This window comes from Microbacterium sp. HA-8, assembly GCF_046111165.1.
GTDB lineage: Bacteria > Actinomycetota > Actinomycetes > Actinomycetales > Microbacteriaceae > Microbacterium.
Window position 1 is genome coordinate 99,887 of the sequence record NZ_CP162025.1, and the last position, 22,514, is coordinate 122,400.

Sequence of the window (22,514 nt, forward strand, 5' to 3'; positions counted from 1 at the left end):
CTGTGACCGATACGGCCACCCAGACCGGTGCCCAGGCGACGAGCCTGGGCACCGGCCTGCAGATCACCGAACTGAACAAGGTCTTCAGCGTGGGGCGCAAGAGCGTCGTCGCGCTGCAGGACGCCAACCTGCACACCGAGCAGGGCAGCTTCCTCGCCCTGCTCGGCCCGTCGGGATGCGGCAAGTCGACGATCCTGCGGATTCTCGCGGGTCTTGAGGATGCCACGAGCGGCACGACCAGGGTCGACGGCAAGAGTCCCAAGGAGCTGCGGCGCGGCAACGAGCTGGGCATCGCCTTCCAGGACTCCGCGCTCCTGCCCTGGCGCAGCGTGCAGTCCAACATCCAGCTGCCTTTCGAGGTCGCCGGCAAACCCGTCGACAAGGAGTACGTGCGCGAGATGATCGCGCTCGTCGGGCTCACCGGCTTCGAGAAGGCCAAGCCCGCACAGCTGTCGGGTGGCATGCGTCAGCGCGTGTCGATCGCGCGCTCCCTGATCATGAAGCCCTCGGTGCTGCTGTTCGATGAGCCGTTCGGCGCCCTCGATGACATGACACGGCAGAAGCTCAACCTCGAGCTCCTGCGCATCTGGACGGAGAAGCCCGCCACGACTCTCCTCGTCACCCACGGCATCTCCGAGGCGATCTTCCTCTCCGACCAGGTCGCGGTGATGAGCCCGCGACCCGGCCGGATCAAGGAGGTCATGACCATCGACCTCCCGCGCCCGCGCACCCCCGAGATGATGCGTACGCCCGAGTTCCACGCGTACGTCGACCAGGCCTCCGAACTGCTCTTCGGCGTCGGAGGCGCCGCGGCCGATGACCACTGACGCCACCAAGCCGCGCGCCATCCAGTGGGAGGACATCAAGCTTCCCGCCTGGCTCACCGGCCTCATCGGGGTCGTGGGCATCATCGCGCTGTGGTGGATCCTGGCCGCGACCGTCGGATCGAACGTCGGTCCCGGGCGGGTGCAGGCCGTTCCCACCCCGCCGCAGGTGCTCATCGAGTTCTTCAACACGGGCTGGGAGTTCTACCTCCGCAACTTCAGCGTGACCCTCGCCGAGGCGGGCATCGGCTACGCGTGGGGCAACGGGCTGGCCCTGCTGCTGTCGGCCCTCGTCCTCATCGTGCCGCGCCTGGAAGGCGTGGTCATGCAGATCGCGATCATCACGTACTGCGTGCCGATCGTCGCGATCGGTCTGCTCGTCGTCGTCATCGTGCCGGTGCCGGCGGCGGGGGAACCCTCGCCCACGGCGATTTTCCTCGCAGCGCTCAGCTGCTTCTTCACGACCGTCGTGGGGGCGCTGCTGGGGCTGAAGGCGGCCGACAAGGCCAGCCTCGACCTCATCACCGTCTACGGGGGATCACGGCTGACTCAGCTGCGCAAGGTGCGCCTCATCGCCGCCCTGCCCGCGATCCTCAACGCTCTGCAGATCGCCGTCCCCGCCGCCTTCCTCGGTGCCGTTCTCGGCGAGTTCTTCGGCCGCGTGACGGTGGGCGTCGGGCCCGCCATGATCGCGGCGCAGCAGGCTCTGAACTCCGCCCGGGTCTGGGACATCGCGCTCGTCTCCGGTGCCGTCGCGCTGGCCGGGTACGGCCTGCTCGGACTGCTGTCGCGGGCCATCGCGCCCTGGTCGAAGGGAACGGCTAAGTGAGCACGCTCATGACCGAACAGCCGGCGGCGGCGACGGTGGCCGCCAGCCCGCAGACCACGCAGTTGAACGCCGAGATCCGACGCGAGACGCGCCGCGCGACCCTGCGTGCTCTCGGCCGCAGCGTGCTGACCTTCGTGCTCACGATCGTGGCCGTCCTCGTGATCTGGGTGGGCTCGCTCTGGGTGTTCCAGATCTCGCCGTACGTCGGCAAGGGCCCGATCGACGTCTACAACTTCCTCTTCACCGTGCCGAACGCCGCCGAGAACCGCGATCAGCTCTTCGGCCAGCTGTGGGTGACCCTCGGGCACTCGGTCGTCGGGTTCGCCGCGGGCCTCGTCGTCGCGCTGCTGGTCGCGATGATCTTCCAGCTGAGCAAGGGGATCGAGCACGCGCTGATGCCGATGGCCATGCTGCTGCGGTCGGTGCCCCTGGTCGCGATGGCGCCCGTCATCATCCTGATCTTCGGCCGCGACTTCGCGTCGGTCGCCGTCATCGGCGGCATCGTCGTCCTCTTCCCCGCATTGGTGAACATCGTCTTCGGGCTCAAGTCCGCCTCGCCGCAGATGAACGACCTCGTCACCGTCTACGGCGGCACGGCGTGGACGCGCCTGCGCAAGGTGGCGCTGCCGAGTTCGCTCCCGGAGTTCTTCGCCGCCGTACGCATCTCGGTGCCGGGCGCGATCACGGGCGCGCTGCTGGCCGAATGGCTCGCGGTGGGCGGCGGCATCGGCGGGTCCGTCGGCGGCTACATCTCCGGCGCCCAGTTCAACGCCGTGTGGACCGCGGTCGTCCTCGTCACCGGTACCGCCCTCGTGCTCTACAACCTGGTGCAGATCATCGAGTCGGTCGTGCTCGCCCGCGTGGGCATGGCGGACCGGGTCTGACACCACGGATGGATGCCGGGCGCCGGCATCCATCGTTCGCTTCATCTTTCGGAGGACTCCATGACCGAATCCGTCGCGCTCGCCGCGTTCGCCCACGGCCTGCCCAAGGCCGAGCTGCACCTGCACCTGGAGGGCACGCTCGAGCCGGAGCTGAAGTTCGCGCTGGCCGCGCGCAACGGCATCGAATTGGCCGAGAAGACCGTCGAAGAGGTGAAGGCGACGTATGACTTCACCGATCTCACGAGCTTTCTCGCGGTGTACTACCCCGCCATGCAGGTGCTGCAGACGGCCGAGGACTTCGAGGACCTGGCCTGGGCGTACCTGCTTCGTGCCAAGGAACAGGGCGTCGTGCACGCCGAGATGTTCTTCGACCCGCAGGCGCACACGAGCCGCGGTGTTCCCTTCGAAGCCGTCATCGGCGGATACCGCCGCGCGATCGTGCGGGCCGAGCGCGAACTGGGCGTCTCGGGCGAGCTGATCCTCTGCTTTCTGCGGGACTTCTCGGCGGAGTACGCGATGGCGACCCTCATGGAGGCGCTGCCGTACAAGGGGTGGATCGCGGGAGTGGGGCTCGACTCGGACGAGCGCGACAACCCGCCGGGCACCTTCTCGGCCGTCTTCGCCCGCGCTCGCGCTGAAGGTTTCCTGCTGACGATGCACTGCGACATCGATCAGGTCGGCTCGGTAGAGAACATCCGTGCGGTGCTGACCGAGGTCGGCGTCGATCGCATCGATCACGGCACCAACATCGTCGAGGATCCCGACCTCGTCGCGCTCGCCAAGGCGCGCGGAATCGGCTTCACCTGCTGCCCCGTGTCGAACTCGTTCGTGACCGAGCAGATGAAGGCCGAGGAGATCGTGGGTCTCATGCGTGAGGGTGTGCGTGTGACGATCAACTCCGACGACCCGGCATACTTCGGCGCCTACGTCGGTGACAACTACGTCGCTCTCGCGGAGTACGCGGACCTGTCGCACACCGACCTCGTGCAGCTGGCGATCAACTCGTTCGCGGCGTCCTGGCTGACGCCGGCGCGGCGGGCGGCCTACATCGACCTGGTCGAGAAGTACGCCGCCGCACACGGAGTGGCGCTGCCGGCGTAGCGGGATACTGAGCGCATGACGACGATCGTCTCGGACCAGGCCGTCGATGAAGAGGCCGCCAACGAACGGCTGGGCGCCGGCATCCGTCGCCTGCGGCATGCCCGCGGTCTCACGCTCGTGCGCCTGGCCGAGGCGACCGGTCTCTCGCACCCGTTCCTCAGCCAGCTCGAGCGGGGGCTGGCACAGCCGAGTCTGTCGTCGCTGCGGCGCATCGCGGTGGCGCTCGAGACGAGTCCCATCGAGCTGATCGCCGCCGCGGACGCCGAGGCGGAGCCGCACCCGATGATCGAGGTGCACCGGCGCGGCGAGGGCGGGGTCGCGGAGGGCTTCGCGGACGGGTCGGCACGTATGCTCGCGCGCGGCGGCCGGCCCCTGCATCCGCTCGAGGTCACCGATGACCGATCCGTGCCGGGCGAGTGCTTCACGCACGCCGAAGACGAGTTCCTCTACGTGGTCGAAGGGTCGATCCAGATCGAGCTCGACGGTGAGGCGAGCCCGCTCCGCGTCGGCGACTCGGCCTACTACCCGGGTGGAGTGCGCCACCGCTGGTGGTCGACCGATGGTGCGCCCTATCGTCTGATCGTCGTCAAGCAGGGTCCGCGCGGGGGACGCTGACGCGCGGCATCCTCCGTTCGTCCGCGGGCCCGGCCCGCGGCATCCCCCGTGCGTCGAACCCACACTTTTGCAGCGAACCACCTGCCGACGCGTGGTGGCTCGCTGCAAAAATGTGGGTTCGCGGGATCCCGCGGCGGTCGCAACCCCGCCCGCCTGGCACCGGGCGGGGTTACGTCGGCGCGTCGGGTCGCGGGACGTGCTGGTCGATGAGGATCGGATTGCCGTCGGGATCCTCGATCATCACACTCGCGGGCCCCGTGCCCGATTCATCGACGGACTCGAGTGGTTCGATGCCTCGTGCGCGCAACTCAGCCTGGATCGCGCGCACATCGGTGAACTCGGCGCCGGTGGGCCCGTCGGCCGACCAACCGGGCGTGTCAGCGCTCATCGGATCTGCCTTTCCGTCCCGCCCAGCCTGAAGCGCGACGCGATCGCGCGCAAGGCCATCACGCGCGGGCACTGCTCCGATCCGCCCGGTCGTGCACGGCGCCGGCTGAGGTCACAGGGCACCGCGGGAGGCGGCGCAAGCCCATGCAGGCCGCGCCGCGCGCGCGTCAGCCCGCGGCGACGAGCTCGGCCGCGCGCTCGGCGATCGCGACCGTCGGGGCCTGCGTGTTCGCGGTCGGGATGACGGGCATGACCGATGCGTCGGCGATCCGCAGACCCGACAGCCCCCGCACCCGCAGCGCCGGATCGACCACGGCGCCATCGTCCACGCCCATCCGCGCGCTGCCGGCGCAGTGGAAGAAGCTGCCGATGTTCTCGCGTACGAACCGCACTTTGTCCGCGGCCGACAGGCCGTGCGGGGGCGTGATCGGCCCCTCAGCCAGGTCGGCACACGCCGACGTCGCCACGAGGTCGTGCACAGCATCCAATGCCTCGACCATCGCCTGCACGTCGCGCGCATCGCCCAGATAGTTGGGGTGGATGTCGGCTGCCGCATCGACCGCGGACGAGCGTGCGCGCACCCACCCCGTCGACCGCGACCCGTAGAGCCCCGGCACGAGAGCGAACACGCGATCACCCGACAGATCGTGGGCCGCGTGCAGGGCCTCGTCGCCGCGCGATCCGTGCGCGATCACGGCGTGCAGGTCGGGACCCGCGCCGGCGAGCGAGCTGCGCCAGTTGAGCATCGTGCCTCCGCCGTTGCCGATCACGGGCCCGAGACTGGCCCGCGCGCGGAAGTTCATGCCCAGGATCAGCGGATGATCCTGGAAGTTCTCGCCCACACCGGGCAGATGGTGGCGCACATCGATCCCGGCCGCGCCCAGTCGCTTCGCGTCGCCGATGCCCGACCGCTGCAGCAGCAGCGGCGTATCGATGGCGCCCGCCGCGAGCACGATCTCGCTCGCCCGTGTCGTGACGTGAGCTTCGCCGACGACGTGATGGATGCCGATCGCGGCATCGCCCGCCAGCTGCACCGCGTGCACGGGACTGTCCACCAGCACGTCGAGGTTCGGTCGCGGGAGCGCGGGCTCGAGGTAGGCGCGCGCGGTGCTGAAGCGTTCGAAGGCGCCGGTGGCAGCATCCTGGATCGCGTTGTAATCGGCATAGACCGCACCCTCGTTCGAGGCGGCATTGGCATCGTCGATCACCGGCAGCCCTCGCTCGCCCGCGGCGTCCATGAGGGCGTGCGCGATGGGATGCACCTCGCGCAGCGGAGCGACCCGGACGGGACCGCCCTGTCCGCGATAGGTCGGATCGCCGCCGGGGCGTGACTCGCTGCGGCGGAAGAAGGGCAGGAGCTCGTCGTACGACCAGCCGGTGGCCCCGGCATCCGCCCACGCATCGTAGTCGGCACGGTGGCCGCGGTACCAGAGCATCGCGTTGGTGCTCGAGGATCCGCCGAGCACGCGCCCACGCGGCATCGCGACTGCCCGGCCGAGCACATGGTCGGTCGGCCGTGCGCGGTAGCCGTAGTCGAAGGGTCCGCCGATCATGGCGTCCCAGTGGGCGGCGTCGAGGATCTCGCGCACCCCCCTGTGGTCGGGACCGGCCTCGACGAGCAGCACGCGGCGCGCCGGATCCTCCGAAAGCCGCGCCGCCAGCACGCAGCCCGCGGCGCCCCCGCCGACGACGATGACGTCGTAGGCGGGGGCCGGGGCCTGCACGAGGGGCATCAGTTGTGCTCGCTCGGACCCATGATGGTGATGCCCTCGGTCGCCTCGACGTGCCGCACGAAGATGTACTTGTCCTCGCGGCCGTCGGAGTGCTTGCGCTTGATGCCGGGCTCGAGGATGCCGTCGGTCTTCGCCACGACGATGTACGGCGTCGTCGCGGCCAGGCCCGCGGCGCAGTGCGCGTCGAACTCCTCGAGTGTTGCGGCTGTGTACGCGTGTTCGACCCCCGCGCCCCGGGCGATCGCGGCGAGGTCGACGCGTCCCTTCGCGGTGTGCGTCGCGGGTCCGCCGATCGACTGGTACTGCTCGTTGTCCCACACGACGACGAAGAGGTTGTCGGGCTGCTCGTTGCCGAGGGTCGCGAGGATGCCGAGGTTGAACAGCAGCCCCCCGTCGGTGTCGAGCGACACGATGCGACGGTGCGGCAGGCCGACGGCCAGGCCGAATGCTTCGGGCGTGACGCAGCCCAACTGCTGCTGGAACAGACTCGCCTCGCGCATGTGCGGTGCGGCGTTGTGCCACTCATCGACCGCTCCGCCGAGGGAGAGGATGACGAGTTCATCCGCCAGGCGCGCGCCCAGCAGCTTCATGGCTTCGAATCGGCTGTAGCTCATCGGACCAGACCTCCTCCGAGGACGATGGCGGCGTGGTGGTACGACGCGTAGGCCGTTTCATAGGCGTTGACGACGGCCTGCTCGATCTCGTCGACCTCGCGGACGATCGTGTAGGGCGTGCGCAGGGTCTGCAGCAGCGGCTCCATCGTGATGCCGTGCGGGATCGCCCACCAGTTGTTCTCGCCCATCTCGCCGCGATAGCTCATGATCATCACGACGGGGATGCCGGCGCCCAGGCCCATGCGGGCGAGGTGCTCGGTCGCGGCGCGCAGCCCCGAGTTCTCCATCACGAGCACGGCGCGTTTGCCCGAGAGGAAGACCCCGCCGGCGATCGCGGCGCCCTCGCCCTCGTTGGTGACGGGGATCGTGCGGATCTCGGGGTCGGCGTCGAGCGCCGGGTAGAGCTCTTTGAGCAGCGAGTCGGGCAGGTAGGTCGCCACGCTCACCCCGGCTCTCTTCAGACCGCGGATGACCGCCTCGACGGCTTCGGCTTTCATTCGATGGTGCTCGCTTTCGTGGGTGTGGATCGGGCGAATCGGGCTCTCGCCTGTCGCGATTCGCGGGTGCGTCGGGCGGGCACCCGCAGGTGGCGACAGGGGAGCGAGGGCTAGGGCTGGGTCGAGGGCTGGGGCGAGGGCGGGGGGATGCTGTCGCCGGAGCGCGCGGTGAGTCCGTGCGCTCGGTGGGTCGGTGGCAGGCGCGGGCCGCGGCCGGGGTGCACGCGCTCCCGCAGCGTGCGCGGGGCGGCGCCCGCGGCAGGAGGTGCGCCCGTGCCCGCGACAGGAGATGTGCCCGGCACAGGAGAATCCGGGGCCGATCGTCCTGTATCCGCCACGTTTCCTGTTCCGCCGACGCCGGCCACGGCGGTGCGGGATGCTGTGGCCACAGCATCCACGGGCGTGTCGAGGCGTCCGCGCTCGCGCAGCAGCGGCACGACGAGCTCGATGAAGGCACGGTACGCGTCCGGCCCGCCGAAGGTGGGCTCGAGCATGATGCCGTCGATGCCCGAGCCGTCGACGATCGCCTCGATCTCGTCGGCGACCTCGGTGGGGGATCCGGTGATCTGGAAGCCGCGGATCGCCCGGGTACGGAACTGATCGAGGATCTCGCCCACGCGCATCTCGGGATTCTGCCGCGCGTAGCGCTGCACGAGCGTCTGCCCGAGGTCGGTGCGCAGATCGACGACCCGCATCGCGGGGTCGATCCCGGTCAGATCCAGCCCCGTGATCCCCGCGAACATCACCGCGGCGTCGTCGTGCTGCAGCAGCGCCTCGTATTCGGCGCGCAGGGCGTGCGCCTCGGGCGAGGTCGCGGCGACCGTGACGGTCATGCCGGTGACGACCGCGACATCCGTCCCCGCCCGGCCGCCGAGCTCGGCCTGCGCACGGATGTCGGTCACGTGCGCCGCGGCGGAGGCGATCGTCTGCCCCTGGATGAACACGGCCTCGGCGTTGCGTGCGGCGTAGGCGCGGCCGCGATCCGAGGTTCCGGCCTGGAACAGCACGGGGGTGCGCTGCGGGGTCGGCGGCACGGCGAAGACGCCGCGCGAGCGCTGGAAGCGCCCGTCGACCTCGACGCGGTGCAGCTTGGTGGGATCGGCGTAGACGCCGGCGGCGCGGTCGCGCACCTCGGCGTCGTGGTCCCAGCTGTGCTCCCAGTAGCGCAGGCAGGTGTCGAGGAACTCGTCGGCCGCGTCGTACCGCTCGTCGTGGGTGAGCTCGGCCGTCACGCCGAACAGCTCGTCGGTCGTCGACTGCGAGCTGCCGGTGACGATGTTCCAGCCGATGCGGCCGCCGGTCAGCCGGTCGAGCGTCGCGAAGCGCCGGGCCGTCGCGTAGGGGCGCTCGACGGTCGTGGGCGAGGTCACCACGAAGCCGAGGTCGCGGGTCTCGCGGGCGAGCGCCGCGATCGCGAGCATCGGATCCAGCGCCGGAAACTGGATGCCGTGGGCCGCGACCTGCGCGGGCATGACGCCGTCGAGGGTCGCGTAGCCGTAGGTGTCGGCGAAGAAGAGGAAGTCGAATCCGGCAGCGTCGAGCTCGCGTGCGAGGTCGACCCAGTACTCCAGGCGGTCCCAGTCATCGCCGCGCCCGCGCGGGTCGGTCCAGGTGGGCATTCCGTTGCTGGGGTTCATCATCTCGAAGACCCCGAGCGCGATGCGCCTGGTCATACGACCATCACCACCGACTTGGTCTCGAGGTAGTTCTCCAGTCCCTGGGGGCCGTTCTCGGTGCCCCAGCCCGACTCCTTGTAGCCGCCCTTGGGCAGCTCTGGGCCGAGGAACGAGTGGCAGTTGACCCACACGGTGCCGGCCTGCAGGCGCGCGGCGATGCGGTGCCCGTTGCTCAGGCCCTCGGTCCACACGCTCGCGGCGAGGCCGTAGTCGCTGTCATTGGCCCACCCGACCACCTCGTCGAGGTCGTCGAAGGGGGTGACGACGGCGACCGGTCCGAAGATCTCCTCGCGCATGAGACGGGCGTCGGCGCGCACGTCGGTGAGGACGGTCGGTCGGTAGAAGGTGCCCTGTGCGCCGTCGCGCTCGCCGCCCGTGACGACGCTCACGCCCTGCGCGCGCCCCTCGTCGATGAACGAGGCGACCCGGTCGGCCTGGGCGACGCTCACGAGCGGACCGAGATCCGTGCCCTCCGCGAGGCCGTGCCCCAGCCGCAGGTCCTCGCCCGCGCGCGCCATCCCCGCCACCACCTCGTCGTACACATCGCGGTGCGCGTAGACGCGCGCGCTCGCGACGCACACCTGACCGCCGTTGTCGAAGATGCCGCGCGAGACGCCCTCGATCGCGGCGGGCAGATCGGCGTCGGGCATGACGATCGAGGGCGATTTGCCGCCGAGTTCCAGGGTCAGTCGGGCGAGGCGATCGGATGCTGTCGCCACGAGCTTCTTGCCGACGGCGGTCGATCCCGTGAAGGCCACTTTCGCGACCCCGCGGTGCTCGGCCAGGGCCTGCCCCGCTTCGGCACCGAAGCCGGTGAGCACGTTGACGACGCCGTCGGGCAGACCCGCCTCCTGCAGCAGGCGAGCGAGATAGAGCGCCGTGAGCGAGGTGTTCTCGGCCGGCTTGAGCACGATCGTGCAGCCCGCCGCGAGGGCGGGGGCGAGCTTCATCGCCGTCATGATGAGCGGTGAGTTCCACGGCACGATCGCGGCGACGACGCCGACGGGCTCGCGCCGCGTGTAGGCGAAGACCTCCTTGCCCGCCGGTGTGCGGGAGAGGGAGGTGGGGATCGTCTGGCCGAGGATCTTCGTGGGCCAGCCCGCGTAGTAGCGGAATTGGTTGATCGCCGCCGGCACCTCGCCGAACCGAGAGGTGCGCAGGCTCTTGCCCTGATCGAGGGTCTCGAGCTCGGCGAGGTCGTCGAGGTGCTGCTCCATCAGGTCGGCGACGCGCCAGAGCAGCGCGCCGCGGTCGGCGGGGCGCATCGCCGCCCACGCGGGAGCGGCGGCCGTGGCTGCGGCCACGGCGCGATCGGCGTCGACGGCGTGCCCGCGGGCGATCTGCGCGAGTGTGTCGCCCGTCGCGGGGTCGATGCTCGCGAACCGTTCCCCGGCGATGGCCTCGATCCAGCGCCCTCCGATGAGCAGCCGGCCGGGGTCGTCGGCGAGGAACGCCGATACCCGCTCGCGCAGGGGGGAGTGGGTGACGGTGATACTCATTCGGTTCTCCGTGGTGTTCTCGGGTGTGCGGTCGAGGATAGGCGTTTCGGCGCGCGTCGCTCGCTCACCGCCCGGCGAACAGGCCCGACAGATCGTCCTGTGCGTCGAGCCACGCCGAGCGCCGCGCGAACAGATCCGGCACGAGCGCGCGCACCCGATCGATCAGCTCGGCCAGATCGGCGTTCACGAGTCGGCCGTCCCGCACGACGACGTCTCCGTCGACCATGGTCAGGTCGACGTCGGACCCGCGGACCGCATGCACCAGGTTGTGGTGGATGTTCGCGTAGCCGCCGGAGGGCAGGAGCGGGGTCATCCGGGGCGTGTCCGTGCGCACCGCGACGATGTCGGCCTTGTGTCCGGGCATCAGCGCGCCGAGCGCGCCCGCGCGGCCGATGGCCGCGGCTCCCCCTCGGGTCGCCATGTGCAGCACGTCCCAGGAGTCCATGGCTGCAGCATCCATCGTGCGCAGCTTGCCGAGCAGCGAGGCGACCTTCATCTCCTCGAACATGTCGAGGTTGTTGTTCTCCTTCTCGCCGTCGGTGCCGAGGCCGACGTTGACGCCCGCCGCGAGCATCTCGGCGACCGGGGCCATGCCGCTGGCGAGCTTCATGTTCGAGACCGGGTTGTGCGAGACGCCGACCGCCCGCGCGGCGATGAGTTCGACCTCGGCCTGATCGAGCCAGACGGCGTGCGCGATCATGGCGCGCGGGGTGTCGAAGAAGCCGAGCTTCTCGAGCGCGAACATCGGACGGGTGCCGTAGCGGGCCACGAAATCGGCGACCTCGATCTCGGCCTCGCTGCAGTGGGTGTAGATGCCGGTGTCGTAGTGCCTCGCGAGGTCCACGGCGCGGCGCTGCCCCGCCTCGTCGGCGTAGAACGGGTGCTCCAGCCCCACCCAGGGCATGATGCGGCCGTTCGCCGCGCCGGCCCACTGCGACAGCATCCGCTCGTTGTCGTCGAGGGTGTCGAAGTAATCGAAGTCGGGATGCTCGCCCACGTAGTTCACGCTCACGAGCCGGTTGCCCAGGGTCTCGGCGGCGCGTGCAGCCCCGTCCATGAAGCGCCACATGTCGACGACGGTGGTCGTTCCCGACAGAAGTCCCTCGGCGTAGCAGAGCCAGGCCGCCGCCTCGGCCTCATCCGGGCGCAGGACGCGGTGCATCGGATCGATGTGCAGCCGCAGCCACTCCCAGACGGGCAGGTGCTCGGCGGTGCCGCGCAGCATGCCGGAATGGTGGTGGGCGTTGATGAGGCCGGGCATGAGCACGTGATCCGGCAGATCGATGCGCTCGGCGTCGGGATGCTGCGCCGCGAGCTCGGCCGCGTCGCCCACGGCCGTGATGGTGTCGCCCGTGACGAGCACCGCGGCGTCGGTCAGCACGGAACGGGCGTCGTCCATCGGGACGACGATAGGGGCGGTCAGCAGGCGGGTGGTGCTCATGGGAATCTCTCGTTGCGGGTGGGTGCTGCGGCGGGGCGCGGGGGGTCGCCCCGCCGCAGACGGCTCAGCGCTCGTAGGCGATGAGCTCGGGATGCTCGGCGTAGACCTCGTCGAGCAGGCTCAGATCGAAGATGTCGGCGGCGGTGACGTCGAAGCCCGAGTTGATCAGGCTCGCGACCGTCTGCTGCTGGAGATCGTCGGAGATCGTGAACAGGCCGTTCTCGGCGGTCTCGTCCGAGACGACCAGGAGCTCGGCCTGCGCCGTGGCGCTCGCGATCGAGGTTTCGAGCTCGAGGCCAAGATCCGCGCCGTACTCCTCGACGGCGAGTTCGGCGCCCGCGGCCGGGTCGGCCACGGCGTCGGTCCAGCCCTGGATCTCCGCGACGAGGAAGGCCTTGAGGCGCTCGCGGTCGGACGCGATGCTCTCGTCCGTCACGGCGACGACGTGCCCGACGAAGGGTAGGCCGTTGTCGGCGAACAGCAGATCGGTCACCTCGATGCCCTGCACCTCGAGGGTGACGGACTGGCTCGTCACGAAGGCGATGAGGCCGTCGACCTCGCCGTTGACCAGCGGCGCCGGGTCGTACTGCACGGGCACGATCTCGACCTCGGACGCGTCGATGTCGTTGGCGGCGAGGAAGGCGTCGAAGACGGGGCGGTTGGAATCCTGCACACCGATCCTCTTGCCGATCATCTGCTCGGGGGTCGTGATGTCGGCCCCGTCTGCGAGGGACGCGATCGTGAAGGGGTTCTTCTGGAAGGTGGCGCCGATGACCTTGAGCGGCGCGCTCTCGTTGGCGACGGCGGCGCCGACGGAGAGAGCGTCGGTGAACGAGACGTCGGCGGTGTCCGAGAGCAGTTCGGCGATGCCGCTCGAGGGTCCGGGGATGAGGTTGACGGAGGAGAATCCGGCGTCCACGTAGTAGCCCTCGGTGTCGGCGATGAGCTCGCCCGACCACTCCTCGTTGAGGATCCAGCTGAGCTGGACGGACAGGTCGCCGAGGTCAGCGGACTCGGCGGGTGAGGTTTCGGTGGACGCGGCGTCGCCGGCGCAGGCGGCGAGGCCCAGCGAGGCGGCGACCAGGGCGGCACCGACGGCGAGGCCGCGCGTGCGCCGGAGGGGGGCGAAGGGCATGACAGGACTCTTTCTCTCGGGTGCTCACCGATAGTAGAGACTTATCATTGATTGCACGTGGCAATCATGTTTCATGGATGTTTCCCGTGTTCCCGGGCAGGCGGATCAGGTGTCCGTCGTGTACGCGAGGATGATCCGCACCGTCTGGTCGCCCCGCGCCGTCCAGCGGTTGCGCAGCGCGCCGGGGTACGTCAGGGCGTCTCCCGGACCGAGATCCCACGAGCCGCGGCCCTCGACATCCACCCTCATCTCGCCGTCGACGACGTACACGGTGACCTCGCCGTCGGACTCATACCAGTCACCCATGTACTGACCGGGCTCGATCAGGTACTCCTGCATCGAGGCGACGCCGGAGTGCACGACCCGGGTCGTGCCGGCGTTCTCGACCTCGGCGATCGGCACCCAGTGCGCCTGATCGCGCCGCGAGACGTGGATGGGTTCGAGCTCGGGCTCGGCCGGAAGCAGCGCCGACGGGGAGAGGCCGAGTACTTTCGCGATGCGGTAGAGCGTGATCAGCGAGGGCATCGCCGCGCCGCTCTCGATCTGGCTGAGGAATGGCTGGCTGATCTCGGCGGCCGAGGCCAGGGCGCGCATCGAGAGCTTCTTCTGGGTGCGCGCCTCGCGGATCGCCCGGCCCAGCGGTGCACCGATCAGCGCGTCCGGGTTCGCCGAGGTGCGTGCGGTGTCGGGTGATGAGGGTGCGGGCACCGATCCACCCTAGCGATCCGGGCGGCGAAACGGCGGCGTTTTCGATAGGTGCGATCGATCATGCATTGCCGCGGGCAATCACCGCGCGTCGCCCCTGGAGGCGCTTGGTGCTCGGCAGGGGGCGTTGGGGCGTCAGGCCAACGCTGGGGCGTGGAGCAGCGCGCCCCACCGTGATTTCGACGCCCCAACGCAGGAGAGCGGGCGCGGCGCGGGCGACGGGATGCTGCCACCCGGCGCCGCGGGTCAGCGCTGCTGGGCGAGCCGCCAGACGCGATCGCGCGAGAAGGGCTGCTCGTACGGCCGCGAGCCGAGGGCCCGGGCGATCGCGTTGCCGATCGCGGGGGCCACCGGGTTGTACGGCGACTCGCTCATCGACTTGGCGCCGAAGGGACCCAGATCGTCGTCGGTGTCGGCGAAGTACACCTCGGTGTCGGGGATGTCGGCCATCTGCGGCACCCGGTAGAGCCGGAACATCGGGTTCTCGACCGCGCCCCGCTCATCGACCAGCACCTCTTCGTACAGCGCGCTGCCCACGCCCTGTGCGACGCCGCCCTCGATCTGACCGATGCACTGCGCGGGATTCATCACGAACCCCGCATCGGCCGCCTGGATCTGCTGCAGGATCCGCACGCTGCCGGTCTCGGGGTCGACGGCAACGCGCACCGCGTGCACGTTGAAGGCGAGCGAGCGCACGTCGCCGAACTCCTCGCCGCGCGCGACGAGCCCATCGGATGCACGTTCGTCGGCCGATGCCGCGGCGACGATCTCGGCGAAGGTCACGATCCCCGCGGGGGTCTGCACGCCGTCGTCGACGAGGGCGCAGTCCGCCGCGGAGACGTCACGACGAGCGGCGGCGAGCTGCAGCATCCGCTCCCGAAGCGCGAGGCACGCGGCGTACAGGGCCTTGCCCGCCACGGTCGTGCCGGCCGAGGCGAACGCCCCCGTGTCGTGGGCGACCACGTCGGTGTCGGCGTGCGCGAGCGTGATGCGCTCGCCGCCCACGCCGAAGACGGATGCTGCGATCTGGCGCTGGACCGTCGTCGTGCCGTTGCCGAACTCGGCCGTGCCGGTTCGCACCGCGTAGGTGCCGTCGGGGCGGAGGGTCGCCGTCGTGTGCGCGATGTGTCCGCGGGGGGCCATCGTGGCGATCATGGTCGAGGCCATGCCCTCGCCCACGAGCCAGCCCTCGGGGGCGACCGAGCCGTTGCCGCGACGCAGCGCATCCTGCGCGAGATCGAGACACTGGTCGAGGCCGTAGCTGCCCCAGATGACATCGTGCTCGGGCTCGTCGTGCCACGCCAGGGGCGCCTCGCCCTCGCGCACCGCATTGATGCGCCGCAGATCGAAGGCGTCGATGCCCAGCCGCAGGGCGAGCTCGTCCATCGCGGACTCGACACCCAGCTGCACCTGCCCGAGGCCGTAGCCGCGGAACGCGCCCGAGGGCACGTTGTTGGTGTAGACCGCCTCTGCGTCGACGCGCTTGACGGGCGCGCGGTAGAGGCTGATCGACTCGGAGCAGGAATGGAACATCACGCCGATCGCGTGGTTGCCGTATGCGCCGGTGTCGCTGAGCACCTCGAGCTTGATCGCGGTGAGCTCCCCCTCGCGCGTGGCGCCCAGGGTGACCGTGACGCGCATGGGATGCCGCACCGCAGCGCGCTGGAACTGGTCGGTGCGCGAGAACTCGTACGCGACCGGACGTCCGGTGCGCAGCACGGCGAGGGCCACGAGGTCCTCGGTGAAGATCTCCTGCTTGCCGCCGAAGCCGCCGCCCACCCGCGGCGCGTAGACGCGGACCTTCTCCCGCGGCAGGTCGAAGACGTGGCACAGCTCGTCGCGAGTGAGGAAGGGCACCTGCGTGCTCGAGCGGATGACGAGGCGGCCCTCGTCGTCCATCCAGCCGACGGCGCCGTGCGTCTCGAGCTGGGCGTGTGAGACGCGCGCGGTCTGCCACGTTCCCGAGACGGTGACGGCGCTGGCGGCCAGCGCGGCATCGACGTCGCCCCCGTACCCGGCGTGCAGAGCCGCGACGACGTTGCGGCCGGCGTCCGCCACCCGGTCGGCCGGGGTGCGATCGGGATGCAGCAGCGGTGCGCCGGGGCTGCGTGCCGCCTCGGGCTCGAAGACCGCGGGACGCACCTCGTAGTCGATCGTGATGAGGCGGCAGGCCTCCTCGGCAGCGGCGGCCGTCTCGGCGACGACGGCGGCGACCCGCTGGCCGACGTGTCGGACGACGTCATCGAGCAGCCGGGTGTCGTCGGGGTCGTCCGTGCGGTGTTCGTGCCTGCCCGTGGAGTAGCGCGTCGCGGGCGCGTCCTCGTGCGTGAAGACGGCCACCACGCCGGCGACGGCGCGCGCGGCGGTGGTGTCGATCGAACGTATGCGCGCGTGCGCATGCGGTGATCCGACCACGCGCAGCACCAGCGTTCCGGGCTGCGCGACATCGAACGTGAACGGCTCCTGCCCCTGCACGACACGGCGCGCGGGCTCGGGCGAGACGGATGCGCCCACGCCCGAATATGCGGCGCCGTGATCGCATACGCCGGGGGCGCGCGCGGATGCCGGAGCCTCGGCATCCCGCTTGGTCGTCTCGCGGACCGCGCCCATGATCGCCTCGCGGATCGGGCGGTAGCCCGTGCAGCGGCAGAGGCTGCCCTTCATGCGGCGGTCGAGATCGGGCAGGTCGTCCGGGCCCAGCGCGGACGCGGTCACGCTCATGCCGGGGGTGCAGAAGCCGCACTGGAAGCCGAAGTGCTCGATCAGGGCCTCTTGCACGGGATGGAGTTCGTCGCCCGGAGCGAGACCCGCGGCGGTGGTCACCCGTCGGCCCTCGACCCTCGGGGCGGGGACGATGCAGGAGTGCACCGGCTCACCGTCGAGCAGCACGGCGCACGCGCCGCAGTCGCCCGCGTCGCAGCCCTTCTTGACCTCGGTGCGCCCGTGCTCGCGCAGCAGCGTGCGCAGGCACTGGCCGGGCCGGGGCTCCGCCTCGAGGGAAGCGCCGTCGATCTCGAATCTCATCGGGTCTGCCCGCCTTCCGTCTCGGGTGCCGCGGCGAGCTCGCGCCGGGCGCGCTCCGCCAACACGATCGCGACGCCGCGGCGCCAGTCCGCGCTGCCGAGCGGATCGGTGTAGAAGCCGGTCGCGGCGCCGACGTGCCCGGCCAGCCGCTCGGCGGTGGGCATCGCGGCGTAACGAAGGATCGTCGGGCGGAGGGTTGCGGCCGTGATGCCGAAGACCGCGCCACCGTCGTCGTCGAGTCGGCCCGTGACGACCGCACCGGAGCGACCGAGCTCGGCGAGAGCGATCTTGTGCAGGATCAGTCGGGATGTCAGGGCGGATGCCGGCAGTTCGACCGCGCGCAGCACCTCGCCGTGTGCGAGGTCGTTCTCGCCGTTGCCGGTGACGAGGTCGGCGACCGCCACACGACGTTCGCCGCCGTCCGGCGTCCAGATCAGAGCGACCCCGTCGAGCCCGGCCGCCAGGGAGACCATGGCGCCGGCGGCGAACGAGCGGCAGATGTTGCCGCCGACCGTCGCGGTGTTCCAGATCTTGAACGAGGCCAGCAGCGCGTTCGCGGCCACCGGGAACGTGCTCGTCGCCGTCCACTCGGCGGGCGGGTAGATCCGATGACGCCCCTGCGCGAAGGCGACCAGCGTCGCGATCGTGCAGGTCGCGCCGATGGTCAGCCCCTCGGCGGTCACGTCGAGGTCGGGCCAGCCCATCGTCGTCAGATCGACCAGGCCCGTCGCCTCGGGCTGCGGCTCGCCATAGAGCCACGTGCCGCCGCCGAGCAGGATCTCACCGGGTTCGAGCACGAGGTCCGCGCGCGTGCGTGCGCGACGGAAGCTCGTCACGGTGTTGAGGTCCACGGGGTCCTCCCGGCGGTGTGGGTCTGTTGATCAGGTGAACAATGCGAGTGAATCAGGCGCGGATTTCGGCTGTGTTACCGCGCCGCGGTCTGTGCCAGGCTGGGCGGGTCGAGGAGGTCGCATGCTGATCGTAGGAATCGTCTGCGCGGGGCTTTCGGCGATCGTGCACGTCTACATCTTCTGGCTTGAATCGATCGTGTGGGCCGGACCCCGCAGTCGTCGCATCTTCGGGCTCCGCTCCGACGCCGAGGTGGAGCACACGCGGGCGCTGGCCTTCAACCAGGGCTTCTACAACCTGTTTCTCGCCGTCGTGGCGTCCCTCGGCATCGTTCTGCTGCTCGCCGGGGCGCAGCCCGCGGGCGCCGCGCTCGTCCTCGCCGGCACCGGCTCGATGCTGGCCGCCGCGCTCGTTCTGGCGCTCAGCGCGCGCCGCAAGCGCCGCGCCGCGCTCGTGCAGGGATTCTTCCCCCTCCTGGCCGTCGTGGGCACCGTGACCGGACTGCTCCTCCAGCGATGACGCGCCGGATCAGAGCTCGAGCTCGACGGCGGTCTCGAGCGCGGCCTCGATCGACCGCATCCAACCGTCCTTGAGCGCCGTCTTGTTGTCGTCGTAGAGCGAGGCCCCGTCGACGAGGTTGCTCGAGCACGCGCACACCATTCCGGCCCGCAGGCCACGCAGCCGCGCGACGATGTACAGCGCGGACGCCTCCATCTCGACGTTCAGGATGCCCATCCGGTTCAGCTCGCCGATCCACTCGGGAGTCTCGGCGTAGAACGCGTCGTCGCTCACGCTGATGCCGCTGTAGGCATGAACCCCGGATGCTGTCGCGATGCGCTCGGCGTGTCGGTTCAGTGCGAGGGTGAGTTCGAGATCGGGAACCGCGGGAAACCCCTTGGGCAGGTACGCGTCGGTCGTTCCGTCGTTGCGGAAGCTGCCCTCGCTCACGAGCAGGTCGCCGGGAAGGATGCCGGGCTGCACGCCGGCCGAGCTTCCGACGCGGATGAAGCTCGTCACGCCGACGCGGGCGAGTTCCTCGACCGCGATGGCGGTGGACGGGCAGCCCATGCCGGTGGATGTCGCCGTGATGTGGCGTCCCTTGTACCAGCCGGTCATCGTGCGGTGTTCGCGGTTGTGCGCCACCTCCCGCACATCGGTCAGGAACTCCGCGACGAACGGCACCCGGAACGGGTCGCCGGGAAGCAGCGCCACCGAGGAGACCTCACCCGGGGCGATGCCGATGTGGTACTGGCGGGCGTCGATTCCGGCCTGGGATTTGTCGACGGCTGTGGACATGCGGGTCTCCTTGGATCTGCGCCGAGTGCACGACGTGTCGCCGAGTGCACGAGCCGGCCGCGGCGGTCATGTCGTGCACTCGGCGATGTGTCATGCACTCGCGGGGGTGGCGGGCGTGGCGGGCAGGGCGCACGCGATGTCGGCGGGCGTGCGCGCGTGGATGGGGCCCGCGAGGTCGCGCAGCGGCCGACCGGTCGCGCCGTGGCGGGCGGCGAGGATCTCGGCGATCGCGGCGACGGCGGCCTCCTCGGGCGACGCACCCCCGAGATCGAGCCCGAGCGGAGAGTGCAGCCGGGCGAGGTCGCCCTCGTCCACGCCGCGCTCCCGCAGGGCGTTCAGCCGGTGCGCGACCGTGCTCCGCGCACCCATCGCTCCCACGAACCCGACGTTCATGCCCAAAGCGGCATGAAGCGCGGGGATGTCGAGTCGCTCATCGTGGGTGAGCACGCACACGGCGGTGCGTGCGTCGACGGCATCCGGCGCGAGGGTGGCCAGATGCTCCGCGGGGGTGTCGATGACGATCTCGGCGGCATCGGGAAAGCGTTCCCGCGTGGCGAGCAGGGGCCACGGATCGCAGATCGTGACGACGAAACCTGCCGCCGCACCGATCCGGCACAGGGCCGCCGCGTGCTCGCCCGCCCCCGCGATGATGAGCCGAGCCCGCGGCGCGCGGGAGAGGACGAGCCAGGATCCGTCGGCGATGGGTCGTGTCTCGGCCAGCACGGCGGCAGCATCCATCTCGGCGGCGACCTCGGGGGCGAACGCGGTGAGCGCCTCGACATCCAGGATCATGCCCTGCCGCTCACCGCGGGTGGCGATGGCGATCGAGACGCGGTCGTCGGCGAGGGATGCGTCGAGGGCTGTGCGCGAGATCGTGTCCTCGGGCGCAAGGCGGTAGGCGAGCACGTCAACGGTGCCCCCGCAGGCGAGTCCCGCCGCGTGTGCGGTCTCGTCGCTGAATCCGAAGCGCGCGGCGCGCGCGACGCCGTCGGCGAGGACGGCGTGCGCGAGCACCACCGCATCGCTCTCGACGCATCCGCCGGAGATCGAGCCGATCACCTCGCCGCGTGCCGTCACCGCCATTGACGCCCCTGCTCCACGGGGGGCACTGCGGGCGACGCGGGTGACCGTGACGAGCGCGACAGGCTCGCCCGCGCGCAGGCGCGGCAGCAGATCGGCGGCCAGTTCGAGCATGCGTTCACGCTAACCCGGCCGTGTTACGCGCGCGCTACGCTGGCGACATCGTGACATCGCGCCCTCCCCTCGCCGGCCTCGTGCTGGCGGCCGGCGCCGGGGCGCGCTTCGGCGGACCCAAAGCCCTCGCGCGGAGAGCCGATGGCACGCCCTGGCTTGCGATCGCCGTCGATCTGCTGCGCGGCGGAGGGTGCGATCCCGTCCTCGTCGCACTCGGCGCCGGTGCCGACGAAGCGGCTCCCCTGGTGCCCCCTGACGCGGTCGTCGTCCTCGTCGAGGACTGGGCGCGGGGTCTGTCCGCGACGCTGCGTGCGGGCCTGGGCGCCGTGAGGGTGGATGCCGTCGTCGTCATGCCCGTGGACACGCCCGATGCCGACCCCCGCGCCGTCCGCCGCATCATCGCCGGGGCGCGCGAGGAGCCGCGGACGGCCCTCGTGCAGGCGACGTACGGCGGCGCGCCCGGTCACCCCGTGCTCATCGGCCGCGATCACTTCCCGGCGCTGATCTCAGGACTGACCGAGGATCGTGGCGCAGGAGCGTACCTCGCGCGGCATGGCGCGGTCACCGTGGAGTGCGGCGACCTGTGGTCGGGCGCCGACATCGACGTGCGTCCCCGTGGCGAGGACTCCGGCACGGGGTGAGGAGGATTCGCGCGCCGAGGTCCTCGTGTCGCGCGAACGTCCTCGCGTCGCGCCGGGCGCGAGTCAGCGAGCCCCGTCGATGACGACGTTGATCGGGGGCTCGCCGCGCAGCATCCGCTCGATCTGCGTACGTACGAGGCGCGCGATCCGCGGACCCATCGCGCTCGATGCCCCGCCGACGTGCGGGGAGATGAGCACGCCGGGCGATGTCCAGAGCGGGTGACCCGGCGTGAGCGGCTCGGGGTCGGTGACATCGAGCGCCGCGCGGATGCGCCCACGCTCGACATGCGCGACGAGGGCGTCGGTGTCGATGAGTTCGCCTCTGCCGACGTTGACCACGAGAGCCCCGTCGGGCAGGGCGGCGAGGGCGTCGTCGTCGAGAATATGGCGCGTCGACGCGCCCCCCGGCAGTGTCAGGATCACGATGTCGACGGTCGGGAGGAGCTCTTTCAGCTCCTCCACGCCGTGCACGTGGATGCCGTCGTCCTCTCTTGCGCGGGAGGCGACCGGCACGAGCTCGACCTCGAAGCCCGCCAGGCGCGCGGCGACAGCTTTGCCGATGCCGCCGTAGCCGAGAAGGAGCACGCGGCGGTCGGCGAGACTCGGGGCGAACGCGGTGGTCCAGCGCTCACTGATCTGGGCGCGGACGAAGTCGGGGATCTGGCGCTGGGCGGCCAGGGTGAGGGCCACCGCGAGCTCGGCGGTCGAGGTCTCGTGCACGCTCGAGGCATTGGCGAAGGTGAGCCCCGCCGGCAGGTGCTGCCCGATGTGCTCCCAGCCGATGGACTGGCCCTGCACGAGGGTGACATCGATCTCGGCGAGCATGGGCAGCACACGATCGGCCGAGATGTACGGCGGCACGACGATGTCGAGGTGGCTGCGCGGAGCGGGCCCGTCCATCGACCACACCAGGACGTCGACGCCGTCGGGCAGGGGAGCGAGGTCCTCGGCGAGCTGTTCGGTGGGCACGGTCACGACGAGCGGATGCGGCATGGTCCCAGCCTAGGCATCGCCGGGCGCCCGTCCCGCGCCCTGCGTCTCGCGCCTCGCGCCTGCCTGTCGGCCGGCGCCCGCGAGCGCTACGCTCGGCACACACCGAAGGGAGCTTCCCGATGATTCCCGAGATCAATTACTGGGCCGTGCTGATCGCCACGGCATCGAGCATGGTCGTCGGCTCGATCTGGTACACGCCGAAGGTGTTCGGCACGAGGTGGGCGCGCCTGGCGAAGGTCGACATGGACCGGCCCGGGGCCTCCGCGGTGGTGCCGATCGTCGTTACGGTGATCGTGAGCTTCATCACCGCCTGGGTGCTCGCGGGGGCGGTGGCCATCGCGTGGCACTTCTACGGAGGATCGTTCCTCGTGGGGGCGATCGTGACGGGCATCCTGCTGTGGGCCGGATTCACGGCGGCGCGGTTCATCACCCACGACGCGTTCGAGGGACGCCCGGCCGCGCTCACGGTCATGAACGTCGCGCACGAACTGGTGACCATCGTCGTGATGGCGCTCATCATCGGCGTCTGGCCCCCTGCCGGGACCGTCTGAACGGGACCGTCTGAACGGGGCGGTCT

The 22,514-nt window shown here is 70.7% G+C and carries 22 protein-coding genes; 8 read left to right on the top strand and 14 right to left on the bottom strand.

Annotation, left to right across the window (positions count from 1 at the left end):
• The first annotated feature begins 2 nt into the window (after positions 1-2).
• From AB2L57_RS00490 to AB2L57_RS00510, 5 genes are read left to right on the top strand one after another with little or no spacing between them, the layout of a single operon-like run.
• Positions 3-827 carry an ABC transporter ATP-binding protein gene (locus tag AB2L57_RS00490; protein ID WP_409047805.1) on the top strand — a complete coding sequence of 275 codons (825 nt, stop codon included), beginning with the start codon at positions 3-5 and terminating at the stop codon, positions 825-827.
• Entirely contained in the window at positions 817-1,653 is an 837-nt protein-coding gene (locus AB2L57_RS00495; protein ID WP_409047806.1) for an ABC transporter permease, read from the top strand. Before AB2L57_RS00490 ends, AB2L57_RS00495 begins: the two co-directional genes overlap by 11 nt.
• Complete coding sequence (locus AB2L57_RS00500; protein ID WP_409047807.1) at positions 1,650-2,537, top strand: ABC transporter permease; 888 nt, start codon at positions 1,650-1,652, stop codon at positions 2,535-2,537. The genes AB2L57_RS00495 and AB2L57_RS00500 overlap by 4 nt, the downstream gene beginning before the upstream one ends.
• A gap of 60 nt (positions 2,538-2,597) precedes the next feature.
• A complete protein-coding gene (add, locus tag AB2L57_RS00505) occupies positions 2,598-3,638 on the top strand; it encodes an adenosine deaminase (RefSeq protein WP_409047808.1) in 1,041 nt (346 codons plus the stop codon).
• 15 nt (positions 3,639-3,653) lie between these two features.
• Positions 3,654-4,253, top strand: a complete 600-nt coding sequence (locus AB2L57_RS00510; protein ID WP_292812021.1) for a helix-turn-helix transcriptional regulator — start codon at positions 3,654-3,656, stop codon at positions 4,251-4,253.
• A 169-nt stretch (positions 4,254-4,422) separates the two neighbouring features.
• On the opposite strand, the gene AB2L57_RS00515 is transcribed toward AB2L57_RS00510, so the two are convergent.
• The 11 genes from AB2L57_RS00515 to AB2L57_RS00565 all read right to left on the bottom strand — a co-directional run bounded on the left by AB2L57_RS00515 (position 4,423) and on the right by AB2L57_RS00565 (position 17,815).
• Positions 4,423-4,641: a VOC family protein gene (locus tag AB2L57_RS00515; protein WP_409047809.1), complete on the bottom strand. Its 219-nt coding sequence runs from the start codon at positions 4,639-4,641 to the stop codon at positions 4,423-4,425.
• Positions 4,642-4,807: 166 nt separating this feature from the next.
• Positions 4,808-6,373: a GMC family oxidoreductase gene (locus tag AB2L57_RS00520; protein ID WP_409047810.1), complete on the bottom strand. Its 1,566-nt coding sequence runs from the start codon at positions 6,371-6,373 to the stop codon at positions 4,808-4,810.
• Entirely contained in the window at positions 6,373-6,987 is a 615-nt protein-coding gene (locus AB2L57_RS00525) for a thiamine pyrophosphate-dependent enzyme (RefSeq protein ID WP_409047811.1), read from the bottom strand. Before AB2L57_RS00525 ends, AB2L57_RS00520 begins: the two co-directional genes overlap by 1 nt.
• Positions 6,984-7,484 (bottom strand): thiamine pyrophosphate-binding protein, encoded by a 501-nt coding sequence (locus tag AB2L57_RS00530; RefSeq protein WP_292812014.1) that lies wholly within the window; start codon positions 7,482-7,484, stop codon positions 6,984-6,986. Before AB2L57_RS00530 ends, AB2L57_RS00525 begins: the two co-directional genes overlap by 4 nt.
• Before the next feature lie 110 nt (positions 7,485-7,594).
• Positions 7,595-9,157, bottom strand: coding sequence for an NtaA/DmoA family FMN-dependent monooxygenase (locus tag AB2L57_RS00535; RefSeq protein ID WP_409047812.1), 1,563 nt, complete (start codon positions 9,155-9,157; stop codon positions 7,595-7,597).
• Entirely contained in the window at positions 9,154-10,659 is a 1,506-nt protein-coding gene (locus tag AB2L57_RS00540) for an aldehyde dehydrogenase family protein (RefSeq protein ID WP_409047813.1), read from the bottom strand. The genes AB2L57_RS00535 and AB2L57_RS00540 overlap by 4 nt, the downstream gene beginning before the upstream one ends.
• Before the next feature lie 64 nt (positions 10,660-10,723).
• Positions 10,724-12,100, bottom strand: a complete 1,377-nt coding sequence (locus tag AB2L57_RS00545) for an amidohydrolase (protein ID WP_409047814.1) — start codon at positions 12,098-12,100, stop codon at positions 10,724-10,726.
• 64 nt (positions 12,101-12,164) lie between these two features.
• The gene (locus tag AB2L57_RS00550) at positions 12,165-13,235 is read right to left on the bottom strand and encodes an ABC transporter substrate-binding protein (protein WP_409047815.1); all 1,071 of its coding nucleotides are present in this window, start codon (positions 13,233-13,235) and stop codon (positions 12,165-12,167) included.
• A 105-nt stretch (positions 13,236-13,340) separates the two neighbouring features.
• Positions 13,341-13,943, bottom strand: coding sequence for a helix-turn-helix domain-containing protein (locus tag AB2L57_RS00555; RefSeq protein WP_292812002.1), 603 nt, complete (start codon positions 13,941-13,943; stop codon positions 13,341-13,343).
• Positions 13,944-14,186: 243 nt separating this feature from the next.
• Positions 14,187-16,964, bottom strand: a complete 2,778-nt coding sequence (locus AB2L57_RS00560) for a molybdopterin-dependent oxidoreductase (protein WP_409047816.1) — start codon at positions 16,962-16,964, stop codon at positions 14,187-14,189.
• The gene (locus tag AB2L57_RS00565) at positions 16,961-17,815 is read right to left on the bottom strand and encodes an FAD binding domain-containing protein (protein ID WP_409047817.1); all 855 of its coding nucleotides are present in this window, start codon (positions 17,813-17,815) and stop codon (positions 16,961-16,963) included. The genes AB2L57_RS00560 and AB2L57_RS00565 overlap by 4 nt, the downstream gene beginning before the upstream one ends.
• A 121-nt stretch (positions 17,816-17,936) precedes the next feature.
• Here AB2L57_RS00565 and AB2L57_RS00570 point away from each other — a divergent pair, with 121 nt between their 5' ends.
• Positions 17,937-18,332, top strand: coding sequence for a DUF1304 domain-containing protein (locus AB2L57_RS00570; RefSeq protein ID WP_292811996.1), 396 nt, complete (start codon positions 17,937-17,939; stop codon positions 18,330-18,332).
• A gap of 9 nt (positions 18,333-18,341) precedes the next feature.
• Here AB2L57_RS00570 and AB2L57_RS00575 read toward each other — a convergent pair whose 3' ends face one another.
• Complete coding sequence (locus tag AB2L57_RS00575; RefSeq protein WP_292811993.1) at positions 18,342-19,109, bottom strand: nucleoside phosphorylase; 768 nt, start codon at positions 19,107-19,109, stop codon at positions 18,342-18,344.
• A gap of 90 nt (positions 19,110-19,199) precedes the next feature.
• The gene (locus AB2L57_RS00580) at positions 19,200-20,303 is read right to left on the bottom strand and encodes an XdhC family protein (RefSeq protein WP_409047818.1); all 1,104 of its coding nucleotides are present in this window, start codon (positions 20,301-20,303) and stop codon (positions 19,200-19,202) included.
• Between the two features lie 50 nt (positions 20,304-20,353).
• On the opposite strand from AB2L57_RS00580, the gene AB2L57_RS00585 reads away from it, so the two are divergent.
• Entirely contained in the window at positions 20,354-20,944 is a 591-nt protein-coding gene (locus tag AB2L57_RS00585; protein ID WP_409047819.1) for an NTP transferase domain-containing protein, read from the top strand.
• 63 nt (positions 20,945-21,007) lie between these two features.
• Here the strand turns inward: AB2L57_RS00585 and AB2L57_RS00590 are convergent, their stop codons facing one another.
• Entirely contained in the window at positions 21,008-21,937 is a 930-nt protein-coding gene (locus AB2L57_RS00590) for a 2-hydroxyacid dehydrogenase (RefSeq protein ID WP_409047820.1), read from the bottom strand.
• A 119-nt stretch (positions 21,938-22,056) separates the two neighbouring features.
• Here AB2L57_RS00590 and AB2L57_RS00595 point away from each other — a divergent pair, with 119 nt between their 5' ends.
• On the top strand, positions 22,057-22,488 hold the full coding sequence (locus AB2L57_RS00595; RefSeq protein ID WP_292815760.1) for a DUF1761 domain-containing protein: 432 nt from the start codon (positions 22,057-22,059) through the stop codon (positions 22,486-22,488).
• Positions 22,489-22,514 lie beyond the last annotated feature (26 nt).